Consider the following 26,768-nt stretch of genomic DNA (forward strand, 5'->3'; position numbering starts at 1 on the left):
TAGTGTTCACTAAATTATATGGGCGCACAGCCTAATTAACAATATTAATCCCGCTGTGCTTGCTTATATCATTCAACCAGTAGCACAACTTTACCTGAGTTTTCATTACCCTCTAAAATGGCATGAGCCTCACTGGCTTGCTTCCATGACATGGTTTTATAAATATTAAAGTCATAGTTCTGATTGGCAATATCATCATAAAAACGCGAGACAAAGGCATCTCTCAGAGCACGTTTAAACTCAGTACTGCGATTACGTAGCGTTGATGCATGAAACGAAATCCGTTTTTGTAATAAGCGCGCAAAGTCCACCTCTGCAAAGCGCCCGTCTAAAAATGCCAGCATAACAATCTGACAATCCATTGCGGCCACTATGGCATTTTTATTTAAATAGCTACCAGAAACAGGGTCAACAATGGCGTTTGCAGTGAGCTTATGTGATTTCATATACTCAACAAAATCAGTGGTTTTATAATTAATTACGTGGTCAGCACCCAACCTTTTAGCATGTTCACACTTTTCATCCGAACCCGCGGTAATCACTACTTGTGCACCAGCACTTTTTGCCATCTGAATAGCCGCACCACCAACACCACTGGCACCGGCATGAATAAGCGCCGTTTGCCCTGATTGTAACTTGCCTAATTCAAATAGCGCACCAAAGGCTGTTAAATACACTTCGCTTATAGCAGCACCTTGCGCCATAGAGATATGATCGGGCAATATCATTAACTGCTGCGCATCTACTGCGACGTATTCACTGTAAGCGCCACCAGCACATAAAGTAAAAATACGCTTACCGAGCCATTTAGGGTCTACCTCACTGCCAAGCTCACACACGGTGCCTGCACACTCAAGTCCTAAAATAGGGCTATCTCCTTCAGGAGCAGGATACTTACCTTGACGCTGCATACAATCAGCGCGGTTAACCCCAATCGCTGCCACTTTTACCAGCACTTCATTATTGTTAACCTTCGGTTTATCGGTTTTCGAAAACGCTAACTGCTGCTCATGATGTGAAATGTACTGCATAAGTCTCCTTGTATTGGGTTTATTTGATTTTTCGCCACACTTCGGCTTCAACTAGCTGGCCATTTTCTGTAAGAGAATGATGCCACAAATTCCCTTCAACTTTATAATCAAAAGCCATGGTTTTACCCATCAATGATGCAATATTGCCATACTCAAAGGTTTCAATAAATTGCCCATCGGTTAATTGGTACTGGCCACCACCAGCATAACTAAATTGGCCATTTTTTTCTGTGATATAGCTAAAGTGTGTTGCTGTTACTAATTTGATTGAAGTTATCTCTGGGGCTTTAGCGCTGACAAACCCATCTTCTACCGCGTATTTTCCTTGAACAAACTCCCACGTACCTAATAGGGGATTGGCAAATACAGAGTATGGCAATAAAACTAAGCAAGCGAATATAGTAAATTTCATCATAATCCTTATCGTGTTAACTGTGCCTGAAGAAACCAACTCAGCGTTAATTTACTGACATAGTATTAAAACGCCAACTTTGCTTATAAGGGTATACATCTGGAAGCTGGCCTTGCTCAATTCCTTGCTGGATCATTTGCCAGTACTTTGCCGTAAATAAATCACTATGGTAATGGTTAAAGTGGTTAAACGCACTGTTACTGGCACTAAAAAACACTTTAAATTGACTGGGAAATATATCATTTTGGTCAATATCAAAATAGCTGTGTGAGCTTAATTCTTCTAACGCGTTTTGTGTATTTGGCACGTCTCTAAAATTGCAATCGGTGAGAGGGCAAATTTCATCATAATCATAAAATACTATTCGCCCCCAACGTGTTACGCCGAAGTTTTTCATCAGCATGTCACCAGCAAAAATATTTGCACTGGCAAGCTCTTTTATCGCTTTACCATAATCAAGCATCACTTGCTGAAGTGATTTACTATTACATTGATTGATATACAGGTTGAGCGGTGCCATTTTTCGCTCAACGTAAACATGCTTTAGTATTAAGGCTTTGCCGGAAATGACTAAGCTATCGCCAATGTGTTTTTTCATTTCTATTAGCAGTTCATCACTAAAACGGCTTAAGTCAAATGCAAGGTATCTAAACTCATGAGTGTCAACTAATCGCCCTACTCTGTCAGCTTGTTTTACAAAGTTATATTTATCTTTTACTTGTTGTTTAGTTGCTGTTTTTGGGGCACTAAACTTATCTTTTATCACCTTGTATACATAATCTAGGCCGTCAATGGTAAAAACTAGCATCACCATACCCGGAGTCCCTGGCGCTAGATGGTACGTGTATTCTGCGGGACTACTTTTAGTAGTATCTACTTTATAACGATAAAACTCGGTTTTTGCATGTTTAATAAAACCAATCGCATTAAATAATTCAAACCGTTGTTTGTGAGGCATTAACACACTGAGGTAGTCAACATAACGGGCAGGTTGGTCGGTATCTACCATAAAATAGGTACGTGCGAAGCCAAATAATAAGCTTAGTTGATCAGCCCCCATCATTACAGCATCAATTGTAAGCCCGTCAGAGGTATTTAAAATTGCAATTGCAAAAGGCATGTTATCGCCATTTTTGGCAATACATCGCCCTATGACATAACAGGCCTTATTGCGATAAAAATGCGAATTAGCGTATTCAATATAACCATCATTTAAGTTTATTAATTCGTATACTTGTCGACATTGCTGCTGAGCACCTTGCGTTAACGTTGCTTGTAACTTAGTTAAATCACTACTTAAATCTTTAAAGGGGACTCTAAACACTTGCTCATTTAATAAGGCTTTAATTGCCTGATCAAACCCTTCTTTTAAGGAGATACGACTTACAAGCCCTTCATAAGAGCGCGGCTGCCCTCGGTATTTTGCTTTTAATACAAATAAGTGAACTGTGCGAATTTTTTTATCATCCCAAATAGCGCCAAAAGTAGAATTAAAAAATGTATGCGCAATGGGCTGGTTTTCATGCTCTTTTACCATCTCACCATAAATATTTTTAGCCCGTTGCCATGTTTGAGGGCAATTCAATTCATCATAAGCAATCACTCTAACAGCTTCACTAACTTGCTTTACTTGGCGTTCATACACTTGTAAGCGCTCTCGCATTGCTGCTTGCACCTCATGGTACTTGCGTTGTTCAAAGCGACTTTGTGCCCCTAAGGTGATATTTAAAAATTGTGCAAACATAGCCTCAAAGCCTGCAAATATCGCTCGGGCTAACTTAGTGGCGACCACGGATTGTACCGAATTATGTTGAGAGGTTAATAGCGTGCTTGGCATGATTTAGGCGCTTCTATTTTTAGCAATTATGCTGATTATTTTTTATTAGAGGTTTACACCTTAGCAAGCACACTTTAATTTAGGTAATTAATACAGCAAATAAATAAAATTGATCATATGAATATAAGAAATGTCGACCTCAATTTACTCGTCTATTTAAATGTATTAATAGATGAAAAAAGCGTATCAAAAGCAGCTAATAAGCTTGCTTTAACTCAACCAGCGATGAGTAATGCGTTAAAACGTTTAAGAGATTTATTTGATGATCCTTTGCTGGTACGAGCTGCGGGCTCTATGACTCCAACAGCCAAAGCACTGTCGCTCAAACCTGAAATTGAAGCGCTGCTTAAAATGGCAGAGGAGATCACTCAACCAAGCGAGCAATTTAACCCAGCAACTGCGCAAGTTACATTTCGTATTATGGCAAACGATTATTTAGAATCGACTCTAATTGCCCCCTTTATTTGCGAGCAACTAGCTAAAAACCCGGGCATTGACTTTGATGTGCTCAGTCCCAGTGATGTAAATTTACAAGATATGGAAAAAGGCACTATCGATTTGGCAATAAATCGTTTTAATGGTCTGCCGCGCTCTTTTCATCAAGCGACTGTATGGCGAGATAATTATTGTTGTTTAACCCACCCAAATAATGATTTTTTAACGCATGCTAACTTAAATCAATACCTACAAAGCGAACATATATGGGTTAACCGCGCAGGCTGGGGGCCAGAGCCCGCAGTGACCAATAAGTCAGGAAAACAAAAATTAGGCTGGGTAGATGAAGCTTTGTGGCAATTAGAACAAACCCGTAAAATACGCGTATTTACTCGCCATTACATGATTGCCAGCTTACTGTGTCAATCTGAGCAACTCATAGCTACGCTACCCCGTCGTCAAGCAAAGCTATTAACCAGTCATACTAATTTAGTGATTAGCCCAGTACCATTTCAAGTCGTGCCCATAGAAGTAAAAATGATTTGGAGCCCGTTATTACACCACACACCAGCGCATCAATGGCTTAGACGTGAGTTATTGGCGTTCGCAAATACAGTGGTTGATAGGTAACATATTAAAATATTGATAAAATCAATATCAGTTATTGAAAACAACAATTTCATTAATATTACACTTAGCGCTACAGTGAAGTTAAGCCAACAAACTAAGAGTAATAATTATGCAAACATCAGCAAGCTTCACACAACAAGACGGGTTATTCATTGATGCAAATTTACATCACTTCATTGAACAACAATTATGCCCAAATACGCCGCTTGAGACGGGTCACGTTTACCAGTCACTTGCCACATTAGTTGATGAATTCGGCTGTAAATGTCGTAAAAATAAACATCAAGAAAACGATACTCTTGACGTAAACACTTTATTAAGTGCCTATCAACGTAAAAGCCACCCTCATTGCCATGTTGATGCACAAACAACCGAAGCTGTATTAGATGAATACTGCTGTCAAGTACCTGCCATTATTGTAGTTGCGTTAATGGACACGCTCAGTGGCACTGTATGTGACGAGCCAAGTGCACATGAGCTTTATCACAGAGCAGCAGAGCTAACAGAGCGTCCATGTGTTCATCGTCAAGCAGCCACTAACGCTTCAGCAGCTTAACAATGCAATCGTTTAAAAGTGCTCGATAACCTCACTAGCAAATTGTTTGCAGCTTAAGGTTGTCGAGTTATGATTTGAATGAGCCAAATCAAAAGTTACCTGCCCACTGGCAAATGTAGTTTCTAAGGCGTTTTCGATTAAACATGCCGCTTCAACCCATCCCATATACTTAAGCATTAACACTGCACTTAATATGCTACTGCTCGGGTTTGCCTTATCTTGACCAGCTATTCGCTCGAACGTGCCATGTGTCGGCTCAAAAAAAGCCACCTCAGTATTTAAATTGGCGGCAGGCATAATCCCTACCCCCCCAACCTGTGCACTGAGCATATCGGCTAAAAAGTCACCATTTTGATTTGTAGTAGCCACCACATCAAATTGCGCAGGATCCATCAAGCATTGCTGCAACATATTATCGGCAATCACTTCTTTAATAATCAAGGGGGGTAAATTGGTTCGTTGTATTTCAAGCCAACGCCCATTTTCATGTTCTTTGGCATTATATTCTTGTTTTGCAAGCGCAAAGCCCCAGCGTTTAAACGCCCCATCGGTAAATTTAAGAACATTACCTTTGTGCACTAACGTAAGTGACTCTCTCTCATTTTTAAGGGAATAATTAATGGCAAAGCGTATTAATCGCTCTGACCCTTCTTTAGATATATTTTTAATCCCTATACCACACTCTTGAGCGAAACGAAGACGGGTTACGCCCATTTCTTCACACAAAAAATCGAGCATTTTTTCACTTTCAACACTCCCCGCCTGCCATTCAATTCCTGAATAAACATCTTCACTACTATCGCGCAACACGGTAATGTTAGTGGTAAAGGGATTTTTTAATGGCGAGGGTAAAGCACTAAAGCCTTTTATAGTACGCATATTAACAAATAAATCCATTTCATGGCGAAGCGCAACATTAAGGGAGCGAAAGCCACCGCCTAAAGGTGTGGTTAGCGGCCCTTTTATAGCAATTTTGCATTCACGTACTGCATTAATGGTTTCTTGAGGGAACCAGTCGCCATCATAAAGCTGGGCCGCTTGTTCACCATTATACACCTGCATCCAATGTATCTTACGTTCCTTGCCATAACAATGTTCTATGGCAGCATCCACTACTTGACGCATTACTGGCATCACATCTAAGCCAACACCATCACCGTCAATATAGGCAATAATAGGTTGTTCGGGTATATGCCACTGTCCTTGATCATCAATGTGAATATTGTCGCCATTGTCTGGCACCTTAATATGTTGATACTGCATACGTCCTCCTACAAGAGAATATATTTAAGCATGCATAACCCTACTTGTCTTCATAACAAAGCGTATAGCGGTTATTCAACGATAAAATGTAAAATTTAAGGTGCTTTTTTAACGGTTAAAATAACGTCAATCGCATTGAGTAGAGCCTCAACTTGTTGTATGTCGAAAGCGTCAGGTGAAGACTTTAAGTTTGTTTCAAAATCAACAGCCTGTTTATACAACGCTTTGCATTCAAACATTCCAGCCGTTCCTTTGATCATATGCACGCTGCGTGCAAAACCCGTTATATCACCCTGCTTAAATTGAGACACTAACGTGTCTTTTTGTTTATTTAACCCTTTAATATATTCCTGCTTGAGTAGTGCAAACTCCTCATCGGGTAGCTTAATGTTCTCGCATATATCAATATCAAGATAACTTGCAATTTTACTACTAAAACAGCTTCTATCTATAGGTTTGGCAATATGATCAGTAAAACCTTGTTTTAAATAGCGATCAATTTCATGCTTCATCGTGTTAGCAGTGAGCGCCACAATGGGTGTTGTTACCCCTGTTGCTTGTATAATCTTAATTGCTTGCTCACCATCCATAATTGGCATTTGAATATCTAATAAAATTAAGTCGAAGCTTTCATCCATCGCTGCTTGCGCTGCATCTCGACCATTTTCAACAGCGACAACGGTTAACCCCATCCGCTCTAAAATTCGCTTAATAAGCTGACGATTTTCTGGATGGTCTTCAGCCACAAGTACTCTACCCACTAAATTTCGCTGACTATTATTTGAAAATAGTTCTTTAGTTTGTGGCTTACGTATATCGTCGAATGTGTTAACCCATTGCGTATGTTCGGTTGTATTTAACTCCATAGTAAAGCAAAACTCACTACCCCTACCTACCACAGAAAATACAGTAATATTCCCATTTAGTTTGTTTGCTAAGCTTTTTGATATATTTAAGCCAAGTCCAGTACCACCGTATTTACGAGAAATTGACGAGTCTGCTTGATGAAAAGGAGTAAACAAATCTTTTTGCTCACTTTCAGTCATTCCAATACCCGTGTCTTCAACTTTAATTATTAGTTGCTTTTGATTGCAACTCACCGTCAGCATTATGTAGCCTTGGGTAGTAAATTTAAGTGCATTGGTTGCTAAATTTAATAATATTTGCCTAAGTCGAGTTGGATCTGAGACTATCCAATCTGGTAATGGAAATTGATAATCAACTTTGAATTTTAAGCCTTTATCGCGGATTTGCTTTCCTAGTAATGATTCAATTTCAGCAATAGTGGCAAACAAATCCGTTTCAACTAATTCTATCTCTAAACGGTTAGCCTCAATTTTCGACATATCCAAAATATCGTTAATTAGCCCAAGTACATGACGACTGTTTTGCAAAATCACCCTGATCCCATGATTTCTTTCATGAGGCTGTATATCACCTAAAATTATCCCATCAGCATAACCAATAATGGATGTCATTGGGGTGCGGATCTCATGGCTCATATTGGCTAAAAATCGACTTTTAGCTTCACTTGCATCACGAAGCTCTTCCGCCAATTGTTGTAACTCTTGGGTACGCAGCTTAACCTTGTGTTCCAAGTTTTTAGTCAGTTCAACATTCTGATGATGCAAAATACTGAATTTATTTGCGACAGCAAAAGCAAGTAATACCGCATCGAGCGCTGTGCCAATAAGCCCAAGTAAATAGAGATCCATTTTTATTGGCTCAATAATTCCTAGATTAGTTAAATTGCCAACCATATTAGGAATCGCCATAGCCAAATAGGCGAGAACAAAATAGCGAGCCGGCTTAAAGCCACTGATCCAGCTTCGTATACCAACAACCATACCTAAAGATAAAGTTGCCCCTGTCACTAAAGTGGCCCAAATAAAGCCAAAACCAGGCCAAACCATTGCAAAAGGTGCGCCTGCGGTGGCAACAATGCCTAAGTAGATTGATAATCGAGATAACTTAGGAGACGTGTCTTTTAATTTAAGTAAGCTGTTAAAAAATAAAATATTTGTGATGGGAATTAAAGTAAAACCTAACCAATGAAAATGGGCATTGTAAAAACCAAAAATTTGATCCGGTATATGAAAAAACTGACTCCAAGCCAACACCCAGCATGCTGTGAACATGGCGTAGTACAAATGGGTTTTATCTCTATCCCCCAAGTAAATAAGAAAATTGTATAAACCTAACGCAATACCAACCCCAAAGCACAGCAACATAATCATGTTGTCTGAGGTTTTTCTTACAAAAAAATCGTCATAAGATGAAAGCACTAATTTTGGTGGAGTATAAAAATATTCACTTTGAAATTTTGCAATTAATACGTAAGAACGATTAGGCGCCAGCTTAACTTTATTCCCATAATGAAATGCAAACTCATTTGGGTAAAGCCCCCCAGTGACATACTGCTTTATTGGTTCATCAAAGTTCGATATATCATAAATCCGGGTTTCGATTTTTGAAAGTAACGTGTTATACGGATAGAGCACCAGTTCATCTAAATCTGTTTTATTTTCAAGTGCTATGACAAACCAAAAACTACCACCAAAAAACGATGTTCTTGATTGTGGTTGTTTATCTTCAAGCCACATTTCTATTTCACTGTGGTTACGGGGAAAAGTACCACTCGTTACCTGAAATACATGACCCTGACCGAGCAAATCAGTATCTTGTTGTTTTAAAGTATAAACAATAGGAGCGAGTGTATCTGCCGGCGCTAAATTGCTAAAGCACAAAAATACACAATATAAAAATAGCTTTAGAACTGCCTTCATTGGCATACTTCGCACCTTAATTTAAAGACTAAAATTAAAACTGATAACTAACATCTAAACCAAAACGCCTGCCTTCACCTTTAAAGTCTTCAAGCATGCCAAGGAAAGAGCTTAAATCAAATTTTAAGTGACTATATTGCGTACCAAAGAGGTTTTTTCCCCAAATAGCAATCGCCCAGTTATCATGTTGATAATGTATGTTTGCATTAAAAATACTATAGCCATCTTGCATCGCATAAGGGTTTTGATTCTGATCAAAATAGTAGTCGGATTGATAATCAACTAATAATTGCGTTGTTAGTGGGTGATTCGCCAACTCAAGCGTGTATTCAATGCCTGCACTGAGGTTCCATTTTGAGGTAAACGGCAAGCGATTATCTGTTAATGCGTTACCTAAAGGATCAACATATTCTTCAAACTCTGCATGGGGTATATAACCCATAGCAAACTTAACATTCAAATCATCGGTCAGCCAATACTCAAAATCAGCCTCTAGGCCATATATAATCGAGTCAGCCACATTTTCTAATAATTGAATAGGCGGGCTCTGATCAGACACTGAAGGCTGATTCATAAACACCTGTTGGTCATTATAATCATAATAAAATGCAGCCCAATTAAATCGCATGCCCAACTGTGGCCACCAAGACTTTGAGCCAATTTCATGTGAGTTCAATCGTTCTTTTTGATAATCAGCAAGCTGTGCTTGTTCAACCGATGATAAAAACCCACCGTTATAGCCTCCGCTTTTTGCGCCATTAGCAAATCGATAATAGGCATAGGTTGCATCATCTAGCTTAACGTTCACAGCCAACTGACCAGAAATGCCATTATCTGATTGCTCTCCCTGAACACGATAAAATGGCACCTTAACTCCGGTTAAATTGTTAGGGTCTAAAATAATATTAAGCTGGGATGTTGAGTCGTAATCTAAAGACTCATAAGAATAACGAAGCCCAGCGGTAATTAGCCAATCTTGGTTTAATTGATAGTCAAGTTGGGTAAACGCTGCAATGCTCTTTGTTTTTATCCTATTATCATAGAAAAAAGTAGCGGTTAAATCTGTCTCTAAAATGCCTCGATAATCTCGTAAAATATCATTTACATTGTCTTGAATAATAGACTCATCAGCATAATAAATTCCCGTTGTAAGAAAATGCTCTGCGAGCTGAGATTGCAACCGAAACTCTTGCGTTACTAAATCAGTATTTAAACCTAAATTGCCTTCACATAACCGTGCTGGAGAGCCATCACAGTTAAAGGCATGATCACGCTTTAACTTGTTATAGCTAGTTAGTGAAATAAGCTCATTGTGTGTATCCAATTGCCAATTAACATGGGCACTCCCTCCCTTACCATCGGTTTTATGTGGCGAATTATTATTAACGCTTACTGTATAAAAATCATCACTGCCATCATTAAATCCAAAGTTATCAAAACAGGTGGTTGAACCTGCTTGTGCTGGCGAGCATCGCTCTCCTGTTAATGGGTTTGCAATAACCCCAATACTGCCAACAGGCTGAACTATGCCATCCCAATCAGAAATATGCCCTTTTATCAACAACCGCACAGTGTCAAAGTCAGCTAAAAAGGACACTCGGCCATTTGTTTGCCGCATCCCCGCTGTTGGTGAATCAGCGAAAATATTGTTTGTAGAATAATCATAATTTTGATGGTTTAGCGCAACACGAACGGCTGTGTTGTCTCCAATAGCTGAATTAAACATAGCATCTACACTGGTCGCGTTGTTATTAGCAATACCAGCACTTAAATAACCACTTTGTTCAAACTCAGGGCGTTTAGAGCGGATTAAAATAGCCCCGCCAGTAGAGTTACGACCAAATAAAGTTCCTTGTGGGCCACGCAAAATATCAATCTGCTCAATATCAAATAAGTTTACAATTTGGTTACTGGCAGAGCCCACGGCTATATCATCCACATACATCGCCACCGGCGATGTATTAGCGGTGTTATAATCAACTAGCCCTACGCCACGAATATTAACCGCTGGTGGTGTGCCTTCCGCTGCGTTTTGACTAATTTTTAAATTTGGGGCAAATACAGATAACTCTGTTGAGTCTTTAACATGTTGCGCTTTGAGATCGTCCCCTTTTATTGTGCTTACAGAAATGCCGACTTCTTCAATTTTTTGCGCTCTTTTTTGCGCATAAACCTCAATGATTTCCATGTTCGGTTGGTCATCACTTTTACCCTCTACCACTACTTTCGCCTGCAGTGGCAGTAAAAAGCCTGGTAAGCATACCAACCATATATTTTTATTGAGAAGCTTGCCTTTATTTTTCATTTCACGTGACCTTTGCGCTAAATAAATGTAAACAACATGTTTAACTATATACTAATCAACCGATTAAAGCTGTGCTGGAAGAGTATTTTAATTTTTGATAACTGCAAATGCATTTTCGCCACTAATGTGTTGTGGGTAACCCACCATTGCTCTGGCTGTTTGCATACCTGCCATAACAGCCGCTTCAACACAACCGGCATTAACACCCGTTTTAATCCAGTCACCGGTAATAAAAAGATTTGTAAATTTTGTCTCATCTGTCGCCAGTCGATACTTACTTGAACCAGCAACTGACAAAACATAACGCTCACTTGGGTCAACGTTTACTCGCCAGTATTGAGCATTTAATCGTTCATCCCCTGATGACGATATTTCATATAATACAGACCAGTCAAACTCATTATTTTGATATGCAAGCGGCCATAAGGACTGCATGTTTTTTTCTAGTATTGCTTCTAGATTTACCTTTACTTGCGATTTAGCCTGTAGAGGAAATTGATATTCACTTTTTGGTGGATAGTACTCACAAGGAAAAACACTGCAAAAATAAGCAATGTTTTTAGGAGGGCAATCAGTATGCCACTGCTCTTTGTCGACTAAATTCATCATTGCCGCCCACGTATCAAATGGTTCGCTAAAGCCACTTAGAATTGGGCCTTCTTTACTCTTTGGAATATATTGCCAGCCTAATTGCTCGTCTGTTTTATTAAGCCATAGTTGGGCAGCTTGGGTTGCCACCGTTTTGACTTGCTTTGCTTGCGCTGCAAATTTAGTATCCCACGCTAACAATGAAGGGCATACGTGCTCAAGTGACGCCACAGATACACCCAACACAATTCTGTCAAAATCTTCTTTGTAGTTTAATTTTTTTATTGGCAGTGGCTGCCCAAAATGGTTTTCGTATTGAGACGGCCAGTCTGACCAAAAAGATTCTAAATTAATATCATGCTGCTTTAATAGTGCGGCTTGTTCACTATTAATTTGCGCATAAAGTGGTTCACTTGGCCAACAAGGTAGTTTTTTAACATTAACCAGTGGTTGATACTCTGCGTCTGCGAGCAAAGAAACTTGTTGCTGAAGTTCAACGGTCTCGACAAAACTCTCTCCTTGCTCACTTAGGCTGGGAGTCAGGCTTTGCAATTGATGAAAATACTCAAACTTAACCCCTCTTTTTTTTAGTAGTTCGTATAAGGGAGCAAAGATGACATCGCCCATCCCCGCTTGCATTTTCCACATGACCCCTCCGCGGTAACACAGCGCGATGCGTAACATAGCCAATGATGCGACACCAGCCTCAACATTGGGCTTACTTAGGTCACCCGCAGGGTACGCAAACACCAAATCATAAAACCCTCGTATAGGCGCCGAATTAGCACTGTATTGCTCATTTGCCCCATTTCTTATAAGCCATTGCCTAAAATCAAATTTATTTATAACCTCAAACCCTTCTCGATATACTTTGTCTTTTACCAAACCAACTAGCATTGCGATAGCAAGGTCTGCGCAAATATATAATCGTCTAAGCTGCGAATTATTGTCTAACAACTCAATCATTTCGCTATTAAGCCAGCGCTTTAGCTTTCTAACTATATACCAAATAACAAGGCCATCTTTTTTCTCATGTACTTGGGGGTTTAATGTATTGTCGGCGTGGGCAAACTTATTTAATGTATTGATTAATAAGCTTGGAGTAGAAGCAACTTCACTCGAATATTGTTTTATATCATCAGCAAAATCTCGCCAAGCATCTTCGGTATCATCAACCAAATCTGTTATTTGTTGGTGCAAGTGCCGTAATAAAGATTGATCTCGTGTTTTTTTTGTACTTAATTGTATATTTTTATTAGCTTTTTTTGCTGCTGACTGTAAATCAAATATCCACTTTTTTAGCCAAGCTAGGGTCATTTTAATAAAATCCCATGGCGTTATATCTAAACTTCCATCAGCAGGATTCCCTGCAAGTAATGGGAAATCAATTGGCCATGTTTGCCATTGGTCATCAATATATTCTTCTAAGGCTATAAAGCTATGCGGTTTTAATGCTTGCTGCCATGTAGATAAAGGTGAATCGGCTGGCCGTTGTAATTTAGTGTAAACCGTTTCTATTGTTTTAAAGCTATTTACATAAGCACCAAACCAAACATGTAAGCCATGCTCTTCAATACGCTGCCCGCTAGCCGCATTTCGACCACTTGCTCCTTTACCACCCAAACGCCAGCCTTGTTGGTATACTGTGATAGTTCGATGCTGTTGCCAGTCAGGTTGCTCAGTTAAATACAGTGCAGCAGTCATAGCCGATACACCGCCACCAATTATCACGATTTTTTCTTGGTTCATGGGAAATCCTTCTAAGCAATTTAAATTTTAGTTGCGGCTAACTGGTCGAAATCCATTTGCACATAAAAAGGTAAGTGCAGCGCTTGACTACCTAACTTTAGACCAAACATATCGGCAAGTGGAAAACTATCTAAATTATTAAGATGCAAAGTAAACTCAGGTTTCAAAAATTTAAAGCTATGTATTTTTTTAATCATTGAAGGTGAGTGCATTACGCTCTGGTATACCGCTGAATCGCCACTGCCATCAGGAAATTGTTTTAACAAAATTTGATCCATTTGTGGATTAACAAAGCCACTCAATAACTGCTTTAATAATGAAAAATCAATATCTAAATGTTTGCGAGAAAACAAATTTGCTACTTGATCGCCAAAGTTATCAATAATAGATAAGAAATCGCTATCTTGGTGTTTAGAATTTATAGTAATTGAAAATAGCTCATGCATTTGTAGCTTTGATTCAGTGGAGAAATGTTCAAAGCATTCTAAAGATATTGAAAAATTCGATAGCTCCGATACACAGCTTGGCATGGTGTAGTCACACAAATACTTATTATAGCCCCATGTTTCGCGACCATTAATAAGTGCATAAATGTTGTTAACACAGATAAACGCTGGATACCAATATAAGTAGGTTATATCTTCATCCTTAACCTTAGCGACAGGCAACCAAATGATAATATCTGTTTCTTGCATCCAACCATGCTGATCGAATGGCGGGGTCATCGAGGCTATTTTTTCAATATCTGTAAATGTAATAAGTGCAAACTCGCCAAGTATTTTAAAATAAATATTACCCTCCTCCCCTATGTTTAACGTTGAATCAATATACTTTTGTGCTTTATTAGATTCTATTTCAGCAAAAAACCCATACATATTTGCATTGTGCATACGACAGGGCGGCTTTGCTATTGGATTAGATAAAAAATGTTGATATGGCGCGGATAGTGAGTTCATTTGACCCCCTCAGTTAAAAACTGAGTATAGTCAGATATATTTGGGTCTGTTGTCCTTTACGAATTAATATTTATGGCTACATATGAATTCCACTCAATTCAAAGTATTTTAATAAATTGCTTGCAAAGAAAAATATTGTGACGTAATATTGCTGCTTGGCTATAAAAAGCCCTAGCGGTTAACCTCTTTACCCTGATCCAGTAAGCCCCGCAAAACGTATATTCAAAAGCTAAGTTATTGTACGGCGAGAACCCCTATTAATACCTTGATGATTTATTTTTAATATCATCGTAAAAGTGTCATAAAGATCGTCAACACTGTAATGAAGCTAAACACAATTAGATTATTTATCATCTGTAATGTGCTTTAAGAAAAAGCCCAGAATAAATAACAAAAATAAAGTGAGTTTTATTATGTCATACAAATATAACGGATCTATGATCCAAATAGCACATCCAGTGCAATCAATTTCGGTTAACAAACATCGTGTAATCTTCAGCGATACACAAGGTTTGAAAAATGCATTGTTTCAAAAAGCAAGTGATGCACGTCAATTTGTAAAATGGCTGAAAGCCAGTTAATTATTATTTATAAGTGTTTAACTTATAAATAAATTAAAATGCCAGCTTTATGCTGGCATTTTACTTTTTGGTGTATTATTGACTACACTTAAATCTATGTTTATTTACTTGTTGTAGTGAAAATGCGGTTTTCGTGGTTAATACTGTTCGTCTGTGTATTTTTAAGCACAAAGTGTGATGCCAGAACAATAAAATGGATAACGCATGACTTTGCGCCCTATTATATTTTAAGCGGTCCGGATAAATCTCAGGGCCGTGATGAAAGTATTATTTCGCTGTTAGAGCAACAACTTCCGCATATTAACTTTGAACGTATCATTATTCCCTCTGGTAAAGTTATTCAGGAACTCGCTAACCTGCAATCAAATGCATGCGCATTATCACTTTATAAAAACAAATATCGAGAAGAGCGTGTTTACTTCACGCATCAAAGCTCTACAGCTGGTCTTTCTCCCTCTATTGCCATGCATCAAAAGCTGAGCATTGCGCTAGGTATTGAAAGCAGTAAATCAGTGTCGTTAACTAATTTATTAGTAAATAAAAAGCTCACCTTGGGTGTATCGATGAATCGCTCATACGGCAGTGAAATTGATAAGGTAATTAATACCACACCTAATACAAATATTGTCATTAGACCTACTCGCGATACCCTCAGTACATTAACCTATATGCTTAACTTAGAGCGAATTGATATTTTATTAGGCTACCCCAGTGAGCATTATTATTTAGCAAAAACGATGGGGTTTAGTGACAATTTAACGCAGCGCATGCTGACTGAGGCACCAAAAATTAGTTACGGTTACATTGGCTGTACTAAAAACGAGCAAGGCGCAGAAGATATTGCCACACTCAATCAGCAACTCAAACTAATTAAGCAAACTGAAGACTATAAACAAGTATTAACTCGGTGGTTACCAAGTCACTTAAAATCAAAATTAGAAGCGCATTTACAATAAAAAAGCTAAGCGTGATAACGCTTAGCTTTAACTATAAAACGGTATTATTGACGAATACCTTCAATAAATAAACCAATATCAACGTGCGTTGACGCTGGGCCTAAATCGTAATCAATACCGTAATCAGCTAGTTTTAAGCTGGTTTCACCTTCAAAACCGACACGGTAACCACCCCATGGATCTTTACCTTCACCAATCTTATCAATTTCAAAACTAATTGTTTTAGTAATACCATGAAGGGTAAACTCACCGGTTACTGTGGCTTCTTCACCGTCTTGATCAAACTTAATTGCTGTACTTTTAAAGCTAGCCTGTGGGTATTTGCTTACATTTAAAAAGTCGCCACCGCGTAAGTGTTTATCTCGTTCAGCATGGTTTGAATCTAGGCTTGCTGTGTCGATATTTACACTAATTTGAGATGCGTTTGGGTTTTTAGGGTCGTAGTTAAACTGCCCATCAAAGGTGTTAAAACGCCCGTGCAACCAGCTGTAACCTAAATGTTTAATTTTAAAATTAACAAAGGCATGTGCTCCTTTGGTATCAATAACATAGTCTGCAGCACTAGCATCGGTAGCTGTCATAAACATCGCTGCTGATAACGCTGAAGTTAATAGTAACTTTTTCATTTTAAGCTTCCTTTTGTAATTTGATCATTCTAATTAATGTTTTATCTTTATCTATAAAGTGGTGTTTTAACGCACCTAAAATATGCAGCACCACAAACCCAATCAGTAAGCATGCGCTGTAATAATGGATCTGCCCTGCTATATCTGCCTGAGAATCAAAGGTAAAGTCGATGGCTTTGACATAAAACAAGCCAAACACTTCGATTGGCCGCCCATCAGCAGTAGAGATTAGATACCCAGACACCATAATAATCACTAAAAACAGATACATTAAAATATGTGCGGTTTGGGCCAGCTGATTTAATTGAGTGTTGGTCCCAATAGGGCTAGGTTTTACATTAAATCGACGCCATAACAGTCTAAAAACAAATATAGCCGCTAAACTCAGCCCTATGCTTTTATGCAAATCTAATGAGCCTTTATACCAGCTATCATAGTAAGTTAGCTCAACCATGTATAAGCCTAAACCAAACAAACCAAAGACAGTCAATGCCATTAACCAGTGTAAAAATATAGCCATCAGGCCATAACCGGTTTTTGAGTTTTTAAACATTGCTTATCGCCAATCTCTAATCTAGTAATAACACTACGATATAATGGATGAGTGGCGATTAAAATAGCATATGCAAACACTTATCGTGCGTATACGCACAGTAAAGTCTATTAATTTAGTATAATTGCAAAAAACTTTATGGGAGGTTAACTTTCGGCAGCCTGATTAAGAGATACATATATTTGGCTATCAGACTCAACTTGTAAGCAAGCAATTAAGCCCTCTTTGATTAGTTCTAACATGGCAGTAAAACTAACAACTACTCCACTGCGGCCCTCTTCAAAGGTAAACAGTTGGGTAAACGCAACAGGTGCTTTTGCTTGGGATAGTGTGTGTAAAATTAAACTCATACGTTCACGAGTTGACAGGGTTTCTGCACTAATTAAATGATGCTCAAATGTTTTAGCACGCGCCATTACGTCGCTTAGCGCTAACAATAGATCTTTGATTGCCAGTTCAGGTAAGGGTTGGTTTTTTTCTTCTAACTCTGGGAAAGTTGCATTGGCGATAAATATATCGCGACCAACGCGGGGCAAAGAATCGATATTTTCGGCCGCTTTTTTAAATTGTTCGTACTCTTGTAGACGTTTTATAAGTTCGGCGCGGGGATCTTCCTCTTCTTCTAATTCCTCATGCACTGGCAGTAACAACCGCGACTTAATCTGCGCCAGCAATGCTGCCATTACGAGATATTCGCCGGCGAGTTCTAACTGAAACTCACTCATCATTTCTACATATTTTACATACTGCTCAGTAATGCTAAATATAGATAATTCGAGAACATCTAACTTGTGCTTTTTAATTAAATAAAGCAACAGATCTAACGGACCTTCAAAGGTTTCTAAAATAACTTCAAGCGCATCAGGCGGAATATATAAATCTTCAGGCTTTTCAACAACGGCTTTCCCATGCAAAAATGCCAGTGGCAGCTTTTGCTGCACTGGCATATCTGTAGGTATTAACGAAACCGTGTCAGGCTGTTTCATTGCTATTCAAATGGAGCCGTATCGCCGCAGCCTACACGTAAAATTTGAATATCGTCCTCTGATAAATCAATTACCGTGGTTGCTTGCTCTGTGAGGTATCCGCCATGAATAATTAAATCGACATGCTTATCTAGACGATCCAAAATGTCATCGGGGTCCGCTTGCGTGTATTCATCACCCGGTAAAATAAGTGAGCATGACATTAATGGCTCACCCAATTCCGCAAGTAACGCACAAGCAATTGGGTGTTCAATAACACGAATGCCTATGGTTTTTTTCTTATCGTTTAATAAGCGTTTAGGTACTTCTTTTGTGCCTTTAAAAATAAACGTATAAGGCCCTGGGGTATTATTTTTGATCAGCCTGAACATTTGGTTATCTACCCGAGCATAAGTAGAAAGCTCAGATAAATCGCGGCACACTAAAGTAAAATTATGGTGTTTTTCAATACCACGAATACGCTCTATGCGCTCTTTTGCTTGTTTGTTACCTAAATTACAGCCAATCGCATATCCCGAATCTGTTGGGTACACAACTACGCCGCCCTGTTTAATAATATCAACAGCTTGAGAAATTAGTCTAGGCTGTGGGTTATCCGGATGTATATGAAATAATTGACTCATAATGCAACTCCTTCGTGCTTTTCCCATGTTTGCCAAACCCCTTGGCAATCTTTAGGTAAGTATAAATTTTTTCCAAGTTCTAAATAACTAGTCGGAAAGTGAAAATCAGAGCCTTGAGAGCAAAGCAGGTCGTATTCTTGACTCAACAAGCCTAAAAACTGACGCTCACTCGGGGCCTGTTGCGGTTGGGCAACTTCCATTGCATCACCGCCCACTGATTTAAACTCTACGAGTAGTTTACGCAACCACTTATTCGACATTTTGTAGCTACTTGGGTGCGCCAAAACAGCCACCCCACCGGCGGCATGAATCGCTGAAATTGCCGTTTGCATATCACACCAGTTACTCGGTACGTAACCGGTTTTTCCTCGCCCTAAGTACTTTTTAAATATCCCAGGAAAGTTTTTAGCCACACCTCGCTCAATTAAAGCTCTGGCAAAGTGAGCACGAGTAATTTGCGCATTTTCAGCCAGATCGCGGGCTTGTTGATAAATACCCTCAAAGCCATTTTTTGTTAATCTATGGCCTATTTCAATTGCACGGGTTTCGCGCTTTTGCTGTTGCTCGCTAAGTAATGTATGCAAAGTGCTATCATTGGTATCAATGTTAAGCCCAACAATATGTATTTCAAAACTCTCCCATTTGGTTGATATTTCAACCCCATTAATCAGTTTAAGCGGCAAGTTTTCACGTTTGATAAAAGCCTGCGCAGGCTCAATTGCGGCCACAGTATCGTGATCGGTAATGGCAAATACATCAATGTTTTTATCGACTGCTCGCGCTAATAGTTCCTCAACGGTTAAATGTCCGTCTGAGTGTGTTGTATGGCTATGTAAGTCGTATTTTATCAAATGAAAACTACTTTAATTAATGGTTTAAGGGTGTTTCACACAGTATAACAAGTTTTTTAACGAAATTGTTTTAAATAAACACTTGACACAAAAGCAGTTGATACGTTTTACTGTAGCCACTTTTAGACATTAAAGAATAAATAACAATGAAAAATACAATTCAAAACATCATCTGGTGGTGGCACTCTTAAAACAAAGGGTGATGAATTGTCGTGTCTAAACAAAAAATTCTAACCCGCTACCATGCGGGTTTTTTTATCACTAAATTTTGCAATACAAGATTAACAGGAATTAAAAACATGAATAACGTAAACACTCTTACACATCATTGGTGGTGGCGCCTGGCATAGCGGGACGGTAATGGTCTATCTATAATTTAGACATCGTTATTCAAACCCCGCACTGCTTAGCATTGCGGGGTTTTATTTTTTAGGGGATGAGGTTTGATTTTTAGTCATATAACAACAACACCAGGTGAAGTGACCAGCATAACGCAAGTACGAGACTACATAAGTAGCCCACTTGCCTTGTATGCGGCACTTGATAAACCTAACTCACTATTGCTTGAATCTGCAGAAATAGATTCAAAAGATAGCGTAAAAAGCTTAATACTGGTTGATTGTGCATTGCGTATTGTTTGCCAAGGCAACCAAGTGAGCATCAGTGCACAATCAAACAACGGCCAACAACTACTTAACTATTTGCAGGCTAATGTACAAAACTGCGCTTCACAGTTAACCGATACCACACTCACACTTGAGTATCACCCAGCAGATGACACCATTGACCAAGCTAGCAAACTGATTGCCGATAACGCTTTTAGTGCACTACGCACTTGTTTAAATAGTATTAGAAGCACCACTGACAATCCGTTCTCAGTGTTTTTAGGCGGTGTATTTGCCTACGACATGGTGGCTAACTTTGAACAACTATCCGATGTACCTGACGGTGAAAATACCTGCCCAGACTACGTATTTTATTTAGCCGAAACACTGGTTGTTATTGATCACCAAAAACAAACAACCGAGTTAATTGGTAATGTGTATAATGGCCCAGATGTTCACGCAAACTGTTTTGAAGTGGGCAAACAATTAGAGCGCCTTAATACATTGTGCGACCACGCCGCAGACTTTAGTGCCCCAAGCCAAGCAGGTGACTGCCCTGTAAATGTTGATATTAGTGATGAGCAATATTGCCAACAAGTGATAAAACTTAAGCAACATATAGTTGATGGCGATATTTTTCAAGTGGTGCCCTCTCGTACTTTCTCATTGCCGTGCCCTGACTCATTACATGCTTATAGCCAGCTTAAAAAGCAAAACCCAAGCCCGTACATGTTTTACATGCGTGATGAAGATTTCTCATTATTTGGCGCTTCTCCAGAGTCTGCGCTTAAGTATGAGGTTAAGTCTCAACAAGTTGAGGTTTATCCGATTGCAGGTACTCGTCCACGGGGTAAGTTTGCAAATGGACAAATTAATCCCGATTTAGATAGCCGTATTGAACTTGAGCTCAGAAACGATCAAAAAGAACGTGCCGAGCACTTAATGCTGGTTGATTTAGCACGTAACGACGTTGCTCGTATTAGCGTGCCTGGTACTCGACATGCCAAAGAGCTATTAAAAGTAGACCGCTACTCACAAGTAATGCACTTAGTATCACGTGTAGTAGGAAAATTAAAACCCGAATTAGATGCTCTGCATGCTTATCAAGCCTGTATGAATATGGGTACCTTAGTGGGTGCCCCCAAAGTACGTGCGGCAGAATTAGTACGCAAAACTGAAGGCAAACGTCGCGGTAGCTATGGTGGCGCAGTTGGCTATTTAACCGGTGACGGTGCCATGGACAGCTGTATTGTTATTCGTGCCGCCTTTGTTAAAAATAATATTGCATATGTGCAGGCCGGTGCTGGGGTTGTATTTGATTCAGATCCAATGTCAGAGGCAAACGAAACGCGCGCTAAAGCCCAAGCGGTGATCACCGCAATTAAATCGACGTATAAGGCAGTATAAAATGAGTGAAGCACACCCTATTAAAATTTACTTTTTAGATAACTTTGACTCATTTAGCTACAACCTTGTCGATGAGCTAACAATGCTTGGGGCTGAGCTAGTGGTTTACCGAAACAACATTAGCGCAGAGGTCATATTCGAAAAAATGCAGGCAGAGCGCGGCCAAGTACTACTAGTATTATCACCAGGCCCAGGTGCGCCAAACGATGCAGGCTGCCTTATGGAATTAATTAACCTGTGTAAGGGTCAATTTCCAATGCTTGGTATTTGTTTAGGTCAACAAGCGCTAACACAAAGTTATGGCGGAGTAATCGGTCATGCTGGTGAAACCGTACATGGTAAGTCATCAACCATAGAATTAAATGATCACCCTGTATTTTACGGCATGGGTAGCACTATGCCGGTGGCACGTTATCACTCATTAATGGCAACAAAAGTACCTGATAACTTAGCTGTTATTGCCAAGTATCAAGATATACCAATGGCTATTTATCATCATCAAGACAATGCACTGGGCTATCAATTCCACCCAGAGTCAATTTTAACGCCCAATGGCGCAATGCTACTGCAGCAAAGCGTTGCTTATTTAACACGTGCCAAATAAAAGGAACATTATGACTAATCAATTACACAGCCCGCTTAATGTTCAACACGCCATTGAGCACATTATCACAAAGCAGTCACTTAGTTACGTGCAAGCAAAATCGCTATTTGATCAAATTATGCAAGGCAATATGAGCGACATTGAACTCTCTGCGTTACTTATTGGTCTTAAAATGAAAGGTGAAGTAAGCGATGAGATTGCCGGTGCTGCCGCTTCAATGCGTGAAAATGCAGTTGCATTTACCACTAATAAAACGCAACTTGCTGATAGTTGCGGTACCGGTGGCGATGGTTCAAACACTATAAATATTAGTACCACCGCCGCGATTGTGGCGGCCGCGGCAGGTATTAATATGGTAAAACATGGCAATCGAAGCGTGTCGAGTAATTCTGGGTCTGCTGACTTGCTCAAAGCACTGGGGATCAATATCGATATGACCCCAGAGGTCGCTGCTCGTTGTTTAGAGAGCACAAATTTTACCTTTTTATTTGCACCGCACTATCACAGTGGGGTGCGCCATGCGATGAACGTGCGTACCAGTTTAAAAACCCGAACCATTTTTAATATTCTTGGGCCACTGGCTAATCCAGCAGCTCCTGAGGTGCAATTACTCGGCGTGTACGATGAGTCTTTATGTCTGCCAATGGCACAAACGCTTAATACTCTAGGCACTAAACGCGCTATGATAGTGCACGGCTCTGGTACTGACGAAATTGCCTTACATGGTCCAACACAGGTTGTAGAGCTTAATAATGGTAAAATTACTCAGTACACACTCAGTCCAAGTGATTTTGACCTTGCAAACTATTCACTTGAACAATTAGCCGGTGAAGGCCCACAATACAATGCAAACGCCAGCCTTGCTATTTTACAAGGTAAAGGCACTGAGGCACACAACGCCGCAATTGTTGTTAATGTGGCCGCATTGCTGTACTTAACCGGCCAAGCAGAGTCGTTAAAACAAGGTGCACAAATAACACACTCTTTATTACGTTCAGGCAAGGCCATGGACACATTAAATGCAATTATTGAGGTAAGTCATGGCTAATGTATTAGACAAAATTATTGCTGATAAAAAAATAGAACTAATCGAGCGTAAGGCTGCACGCCCACTAGATAGCTTTATACATCAAGCCAAACCGACTGAGCGTAGTTTTTACAAAGCACTGGCAGCATCTGGTACGCAGTTTATTTTAGAATGCAAAAAAGCGTCGCCCTCTAAGGGGTTGATTCGTCAGCCATTTGATTTAACAGAAATCACTCAAGCGTATAAGCCGTATGCCACTTGTATGAGTGTGTTAACTGATGAAAAGTACTTTCAAGGCAGCTTTGATTACCTTGAATTTGTACGTAGCCAAGTTGAACAGCCGCTTATTTGTAAAGACTTTTTTATTGATGAGTACCAAGTTTATATGGCACGTATTTATGGCGGCGACGCTATTTTACTTATGCTATCTGTGCTTGACGATCAGCAATACAAAACACTGCATGCAGTGGCCGACTCATTAAATATGTCAGTATTAACTGAAGTAAGTAACGAAGAAGAAGTTCACCGTGCGCTGGCACTAAATGCACAAATAATTGGGATTAATAATCGAGATTTGCGTGATTTAAGCACCGACTTAGCCACCACAGAACGACTACGTAAACTTATTCCTGAAAATAAAGTGGTTATTTCTGAGTCAGGTATTTACACCCATCAAGATGTAAAACGCTTAGCCCCTTTATGTAATGGCTTTTTAATTGGCAGCTCATTAATGGCTGAAGCTGATCTAATACAAGCATGTCGTCGCGTTATATTAGGCGAGAACAAAGTGTGCGGCTTAACCCGCAATCAAGATGCTATTGCAGCCTATAGCAATGGCGCTGTGTATGGCGGGTTGATTTTTTACCCTAAATCCCCCCGCTTTGTTGATTTAGATTGTGCTAAAGAAATCAGTCAAAGTGCGCCTTTAAAATTTGTTGGCGTATTTGTTAATGCTGCGATACCTGATGTGGCTGAACACGCTAAACAACTTAAATTATCAGCCGTTCAATTACATGGCCAAGAAGATGAACAATACATTGCGTCATTACGTAGTGAATTACCACGTAATTGCCAAATTTGGAAAGCACAGGCAATAAAAAATGTTTTACCACAACCCGTAGCAGGAGCAGATCGCCATTTATACGATACCCACAGTGATTCACACGCGGGTGGCACAGGTAAAACATTTGATTGGTTGGTACTGCGTGATGCCACGACCCCCTTTATGCTTGCTGGCGGCTTAAACCCAGACAATATTAGCGATGCCCTCTATCACGGAGCTTTAGGACTTGATTTAAATTCAGGTGTAGAACAGTCTCCTGGTAAAAAGTGCGTAAAAAAATTAAATCATGCTTTTTCAAGCATCAGAAACTATTGAGGTTAAAATGCAAAATCCAGCTTATTTTGGCGAGTTTGGCGGAATGTTTGTCCCCGAGTTACTCGTACCTGCGCTAAAGCAGTTAGAAAGCGAATTTAACAAAGCGCAAAAAGATCCTGATTTTCAAGCTGAATTTACACAGCTTTTAAACGAGTATGCAGGTCGCCCTACGCCACTTACGTTAACTCGCAACTTAGTTAAAAACCCTAAAGTTAAGCTCTACTTAAAGCGTGAAGATTTACTTCACGGCGGTGCACACAAAACTAATCAGGTGTTGGGTCAAGCATTACTGACTAAACGCATGGGTAAAAAAGAAGTTATAGCAGAGACCGGTGCTGGCCAACACGGTGTAGCCACCGCACTTGCGTGTGCATTACTTGGCTTAAAATGTCGTATTTACATGGGTGCAAAAGACGTTGAACGCCAACAGCCGAATGTATTCAGAATGAAACTTATGGGCGCTGAAGTTATTCCGGTTACAGCAGGTTCGGGCACATTAAAAGATGCAGTTAACGAAGCTCTGCGTGATTGGTCAGCAAACTATCAAGAGGCACATTACTTACTGGGTACGGCTGCGGGCCCTCATCCTTTTCCAACAATTGTACGTGAGTATCAAAAAATTATTGGCGAGGAAGCTAAACAGCAAATTCTTAAAGCGGAAGGTCGACTACCAGATGCGGTTTTAGCTTGTGTAGGTGGTGGCTCCAATGCCATTGGTATGTTTACTGATTTTATTGACGAGCCGGGTGTTAAATTAATTGGTGTAGAACCAGCAGGTAAAGGCCTTGATACCCACGAGCACGGCGCAACAATCTGCAAAGGCACTAAAGGTATTTTACACGGCACTTATACCTACATTATGCAAAATGACGATGGCCAAATTGAAGAGTCTTACTCTGTATCGGCGGGATTAGATTACCCTGCTGTAGGGCCACAACATGCATTTTTACACGAGACTGGTCGAGCTCAATATGTAGGCATTAGCGATACCGAAGCTCTTGATGCGTTTCAAGCACTGGCAAAACACGAAGGTATTATTCCGGCACTAGAATCAAGTCATGCCATTGCATATGCACTTAAATATGCGGAAGAGTTGCAAGAAGAAAGCATTTTAGTGGTTAATTTAAGTGGCCGTGGCGATAAAGATTTAGCCCACGTACACAAGGTATTATCAGAGGAAGGTCAATTATGAGCCAAGTAAAAACTGACCGTTACGGACAAATGTTTGCAGCACTAAAAGAGCAAAACCAAGGCGCATTTGTACCATTTGTTACTATTGGCGATCCGGGTAAAGCGCAAAGCATCGAAATTATTAAAAGCCTAATTGATGGCGGCGCAGATGGACTAGAGCTAGGTATTCCGTTTTCAGACCCGATTGCCGACGGCCCTGTTATTCAAAAGGCCAATATTCGTGCTTTAGATGAGCACATTAATACACAAGATTGTTTTGATATTATTAAAGAAATACGCCAGTACAATGCCGACATCCCTATTGGTTTATTATTGTATTCAAACTTAATCTTTAAACGTGGCTTAGAAAAGTTTTACACTGATGCAAAAGCAGTAGGCGTTGACTCTATTTTAGTGGCTGATGTGCCATTACACGAGTCTAAAATGTTTAGAAAAGCCGCCATGGCAAACGGTATTGATCCAATATTTATCGCTACGCCGAACGCCAGTGACGGTACGTTGCGTGAGTGCGCATCGTACGGTCGCGGTTACACTTACTTACTATCTCGTGCAGGGGTAACAGGCACCGATACTAAAGCACAAATGCCTGCAACACACGTGGTTTCGCGCTTACAAGAGTACCACAGTGCGCCTGCGTTATTAGGCTTTGGTATTTCAACACCTGATGATGTAAAAGCCGCGCTTAAAGCCGGTGCTGCGGGTGCTATTTCAGGTTCTGCAGTAGTAAAAATCATTGAAGCAAACCTAAATGATTTAAATGCAATGACCACACAATTAAAAACATTTGTAAGTGAGATGAAAGCCGCAACAGCGCTTTAATCAACGGCGTTTT

23 protein-coding genes are annotated in these 26,768 nt (G+C 39.8%); 10 read left to right on the top strand and 13 right to left on the bottom strand.

Annotated elements, in window-relative coordinates:
- Window positions 1-68: 68 nt before the first annotated feature.
- From CWB75_RS01750 to aceK, 3 genes are read right to left on the bottom strand one after another with little or no spacing between them, the layout of a single operon-like run.
- A complete protein-coding gene (locus CWB75_RS01750) occupies window positions 69-1,031 on the bottom strand; it encodes a zinc-binding dehydrogenase (RefSeq protein WP_138569724.1) in 963 nt (320 codons plus the stop codon).
- 19 nt (window positions 1,032-1,050) lie between these two features.
- Window positions 1,051-1,443 carry a hypothetical protein gene (locus tag CWB75_RS01755; RefSeq protein WP_010390199.1) on the bottom strand — a complete coding sequence of 131 codons (393 nt, stop codon included), beginning with the start codon at window positions 1,441-1,443 and terminating at the stop codon, window positions 1,051-1,053.
- A 46-nt stretch (window positions 1,444-1,489) separates the two neighbouring features.
- On the bottom strand, window positions 1,490-3,280 hold the full coding sequence (aceK, locus tag CWB75_RS01760; protein ID WP_138569725.1) for a bifunctional isocitrate dehydrogenase kinase/phosphatase: 1,791 nt from the start codon (window positions 3,278-3,280) through the stop codon (window positions 1,490-1,492).
- Between the two features lie 117 nt (window positions 3,281-3,397).
- On the opposite strand from aceK, the gene CWB75_RS01765 reads away from it, so the two are divergent.
- Entirely contained in the window at window positions 3,398-4,345 is a 948-nt protein-coding gene (locus CWB75_RS01765) for a LysR family transcriptional regulator (protein ID WP_054201033.1), read from the top strand.
- 109 nt (window positions 4,346-4,454) lie between these two features.
- Window positions 4,455-4,901: a hypothetical protein gene (locus tag CWB75_RS01770; RefSeq protein WP_055012570.1), complete on the top strand. Its 447-nt coding sequence runs from the start codon at window positions 4,455-4,457 to the stop codon at window positions 4,899-4,901.
- A 12-nt stretch (window positions 4,902-4,913) separates the two neighbouring features.
- Here CWB75_RS01770 and icd read toward each other — a convergent pair whose 3' ends face one another.
- The 5 genes from icd to CWB75_RS01795 form a co-directional block, all read right to left on the bottom strand.
- Window positions 4,914-6,164, bottom strand: a complete 1,251-nt coding sequence (gene icd / locus CWB75_RS01775) for an NADP-dependent isocitrate dehydrogenase (RefSeq protein ID WP_138569726.1) — start codon at window positions 6,162-6,164, stop codon at window positions 4,914-4,916.
- Between the two features lie 95 nt (window positions 6,165-6,259).
- Window positions 6,260-8,956 carry a 7TM diverse intracellular signaling domain-containing protein gene (locus CWB75_RS01780; protein ID WP_138569727.1) on the bottom strand — a complete coding sequence of 899 codons (2,697 nt, stop codon included), beginning with the start codon at window positions 8,954-8,956 and terminating at the stop codon, window positions 6,260-6,262.
- 28 nt (window positions 8,957-8,984) lie between these two features.
- A complete protein-coding gene (locus tag CWB75_RS01785) occupies window positions 8,985-11,255 on the bottom strand; it encodes a TonB-dependent receptor (protein ID WP_138569728.1) in 2,271 nt (756 codons plus the stop codon).
- A gap of 87 nt (window positions 11,256-11,342) precedes the next feature.
- Window positions 11,343-13,592 (bottom strand): NAD(P)-binding protein, encoded by a 2,250-nt coding sequence (locus CWB75_RS01790; protein WP_138569729.1) that lies wholly within the window; start codon window positions 13,590-13,592, stop codon window positions 11,343-11,345.
- A 20-nt stretch (window positions 13,593-13,612) separates the two neighbouring features.
- Complete coding sequence (locus tag CWB75_RS01795; RefSeq protein ID WP_138569730.1) at window positions 13,613-14,548, bottom strand: acetoacetate decarboxylase family protein; 936 nt, start codon at window positions 14,546-14,548, stop codon at window positions 13,613-13,615.
- A gap of 413 nt (window positions 14,549-14,961) precedes the next feature.
- On the opposite strand from CWB75_RS01795, the gene CWB75_RS19055 reads away from it, so the two are divergent.
- Both CWB75_RS19055 and CWB75_RS01800 read left to right on the top strand, forming a co-directional pair.
- Window positions 14,962-15,129 (top strand): hypothetical protein, encoded by a 168-nt coding sequence (locus CWB75_RS19055; protein ID WP_007375427.1) that lies wholly within the window; start codon window positions 14,962-14,964, stop codon window positions 15,127-15,129.
- Between the two features lie 122 nt (window positions 15,130-15,251).
- On the top strand, window positions 15,252-16,085 hold the full coding sequence (locus CWB75_RS01800; RefSeq protein ID WP_054201039.1) for a transporter substrate-binding domain-containing protein: 834 nt from the start codon (window positions 15,252-15,254) through the stop codon (window positions 16,083-16,085).
- A gap of 44 nt (window positions 16,086-16,129) precedes the next feature.
- Here the strand turns inward: CWB75_RS01800 and CWB75_RS01805 are convergent, their stop codons facing one another.
- From CWB75_RS01805 to rnm, 5 genes are all read right to left on the bottom strand, one after another.
- A complete protein-coding gene (locus tag CWB75_RS01805; protein WP_138569731.1) occupies window positions 16,130-16,711 on the bottom strand; it encodes a YceI family protein in 582 nt (193 codons plus the stop codon).
- Window position 16,712: 1 nt separating this feature from the next.
- Complete coding sequence (locus CWB75_RS01810) at window positions 16,713-17,264, bottom strand: cytochrome b (protein WP_138569732.1); 552 nt, start codon at window positions 17,262-17,264, stop codon at window positions 16,713-16,715.
- A 146-nt stretch (window positions 17,265-17,410) separates the two neighbouring features.
- On the bottom strand, window positions 17,411-18,250 hold the full coding sequence (locus tag CWB75_RS01815; protein WP_138569733.1) for a segregation and condensation protein A: 840 nt from the start codon (window positions 18,248-18,250) through the stop codon (window positions 17,411-17,413).
- A gap of 2 nt (window positions 18,251-18,252) precedes the next feature.
- The gene (locus tag CWB75_RS01820) at window positions 18,253-18,873 is read right to left on the bottom strand and encodes an L-threonylcarbamoyladenylate synthase (protein WP_010390225.1); all 621 of its coding nucleotides are present in this window, start codon (window positions 18,871-18,873) and stop codon (window positions 18,253-18,255) included.
- Window positions 18,870-19,724 carry an RNase RNM gene (rnm, locus tag CWB75_RS01825; protein WP_138569734.1) on the bottom strand — a complete coding sequence of 285 codons (855 nt, stop codon included), beginning with the start codon at window positions 19,722-19,724 and terminating at the stop codon, window positions 18,870-18,872. Before rnm ends, CWB75_RS01820 begins: the two co-directional genes overlap by 4 nt.
- Window positions 19,725-20,167: 443 nt before the next feature.
- Between rnm and CWB75_RS01830 the strand changes: the two genes are divergently transcribed.
- Genes CWB75_RS01830 through trpA form a run of 6 tightly spaced genes read left to right on the top strand, consistent with a single transcriptional unit; the run spans window position 20,168 to window position 26,755 of the window.
- Window positions 20,168-21,736, top strand: a complete 1,569-nt coding sequence (locus CWB75_RS01830) for an anthranilate synthase component 1 (protein ID WP_138569735.1) — start codon at window positions 20,168-20,170, stop codon at window positions 21,734-21,736.
- Between the two features lies 1 nt (window position 21,737).
- Window positions 21,738-22,340, top strand: coding sequence for an aminodeoxychorismate/anthranilate synthase component II (locus CWB75_RS01835; RefSeq protein WP_138569736.1), 603 nt, complete (start codon window positions 21,738-21,740; stop codon window positions 22,338-22,340).
- Between the two features lie 10 nt (window positions 22,341-22,350).
- Window positions 22,351-23,388: an anthranilate phosphoribosyltransferase gene (trpD, locus tag CWB75_RS01840; RefSeq protein WP_138569737.1), complete on the top strand. Its 1,038-nt coding sequence runs from the start codon at window positions 22,351-22,353 to the stop codon at window positions 23,386-23,388.
- Window positions 23,381-24,745 (top strand): bifunctional indole-3-glycerol-phosphate synthase TrpC/phosphoribosylanthranilate isomerase TrpF, encoded by a 1,365-nt coding sequence (trpCF, locus tag CWB75_RS01845; RefSeq protein ID WP_138569738.1) that lies wholly within the window; start codon window positions 23,381-23,383, stop codon window positions 24,743-24,745. Before trpD ends, trpCF begins: the two co-directional genes overlap by 8 nt.
- Window positions 24,746-24,752: 7 nt before the next feature.
- Window positions 24,753-25,937: a tryptophan synthase subunit beta gene (trpB, locus tag CWB75_RS01850; protein WP_138569739.1), complete on the top strand. Its 1,185-nt coding sequence runs from the start codon at window positions 24,753-24,755 to the stop codon at window positions 25,935-25,937.
- Window positions 25,934-26,755 carry a tryptophan synthase subunit alpha gene (gene trpA / locus CWB75_RS01855; RefSeq protein WP_138569740.1) on the top strand — a complete coding sequence of 274 codons (822 nt, stop codon included), beginning with the start codon at window positions 25,934-25,936 and terminating at the stop codon, window positions 26,753-26,755. The genes trpB and trpA overlap by 4 nt, the downstream gene beginning before the upstream one ends.
- The last annotated feature ends 13 nt before the right edge of the window (window positions 26,756-26,768 follow it).

This window comes from Pseudoalteromonas sp. S1608, from assembly GCF_005887265.1.
GTDB classification, from domain to species: Bacteria; Pseudomonadota; Gammaproteobacteria; order Enterobacterales; family Alteromonadaceae; genus Pseudoalteromonas; species Pseudoalteromonas undina.

Excerpts from the sequence above, each read along its gene's own strand:
- CWB75_RS01750 (WP_138569724.1), bottom strand. The coding sequence starts at position 1,031 with ATGCAGTACATTTCACATCATGAGCAGCAGTTAGCGTTTTCGAAAACC.
- CWB75_RS01755 (WP_010390199.1), bottom strand. The coding sequence starts at position 1,443 with ATGAAATTTACTATATTCGCTTGCTTAGTTTTATTGCCATACTCTGTA.
- aceK (WP_138569725.1), bottom strand. The coding sequence starts at position 3,280 with ATGCCAAGCACGCTATTAACCTCTCAACATAATTCGGTACAATCCGTG.
- CWB75_RS01765 (WP_054201033.1), top strand. The coding sequence starts at position 3,398 with ATGAATATAAGAAATGTCGACCTCAATTTACTCGTCTATTTAAATGTA.
- CWB75_RS01770 (WP_055012570.1), top strand. The coding sequence starts at position 4,455 with ATGCAAACATCAGCAAGCTTCACACAACAAGACGGGTTATTCATTGAT.
- icd (WP_138569726.1), bottom strand. The coding sequence starts at position 6,164 with ATGCAGTATCAACATATTAAGGTGCCAGACAATGGCGACAATATTCAC.
- CWB75_RS01780 (WP_138569727.1), bottom strand. The coding sequence starts at position 8,956 with ATGCCAATGAAGGCAGTTCTAAAGCTATTTTTATATTGTGTATTTTTG.
- CWB75_RS01785 (WP_138569728.1), bottom strand. The coding sequence starts at position 11,255 with ATGAAAAATAAAGGCAAGCTTCTCAATAAAAATATATGGTTGGTATGC.
- CWB75_RS01790 (WP_138569729.1), bottom strand. The coding sequence starts at position 13,592 with ATGAACCAAGAAAAAATCGTGATAATTGGTGGCGGTGTATCGGCTATG.
- CWB75_RS01795 (WP_138569730.1), bottom strand. The coding sequence starts at position 14,548 with ATGAACTCACTATCCGCGCCATATCAACATTTTTTATCTAATCCAATA.
- CWB75_RS19055 (WP_007375427.1), top strand. The coding sequence starts at position 14,962 with ATGTCATACAAATATAACGGATCTATGATCCAAATAGCACATCCAGTG.
- CWB75_RS01800 (WP_054201039.1), top strand. The coding sequence starts at position 15,252 with ATGCGGTTTTCGTGGTTAATACTGTTCGTCTGTGTATTTTTAAGCACA.
- CWB75_RS01805 (WP_138569731.1), bottom strand. The coding sequence starts at position 16,711 with ATGAAAAAGTTACTATTAACTTCAGCGTTATCAGCAGCGATGTTTATG.
- CWB75_RS01810 (WP_138569732.1), bottom strand. The coding sequence starts at position 17,264 with ATGTTTAAAAACTCAAAAACCGGTTATGGCCTGATGGCTATATTTTTA.
- CWB75_RS01815 (WP_138569733.1), bottom strand. The coding sequence starts at position 18,250 with ATGAAACAGCCTGACACGGTTTCGTTAATACCTACAGATATGCCAGTG.
- CWB75_RS01820 (WP_010390225.1), bottom strand. The coding sequence starts at position 18,873 with ATGAGTCAATTATTTCATATACATCCGGATAACCCACAGCCTAGACTA.
- CWB75_RS01835 (WP_138569736.1), top strand. The coding sequence starts at position 21,738 with ATGAGTGAAGCACACCCTATTAAAATTTACTTTTTAGATAACTTTGAC.
- trpD (WP_138569737.1), top strand. The coding sequence starts at position 22,351 with ATGACTAATCAATTACACAGCCCGCTTAATGTTCAACACGCCATTGAG.
- trpCF (WP_138569738.1), top strand. The coding sequence starts at position 23,381 with ATGGCTAATGTATTAGACAAAATTATTGCTGATAAAAAAATAGAACTA.
- trpB (WP_138569739.1), top strand. The coding sequence starts at position 24,753 with ATGCAAAATCCAGCTTATTTTGGCGAGTTTGGCGGAATGTTTGTCCCC.
- trpA (WP_138569740.1), top strand. The coding sequence starts at position 25,934 with ATGAGCCAAGTAAAAACTGACCGTTACGGACAAATGTTTGCAGCACTA.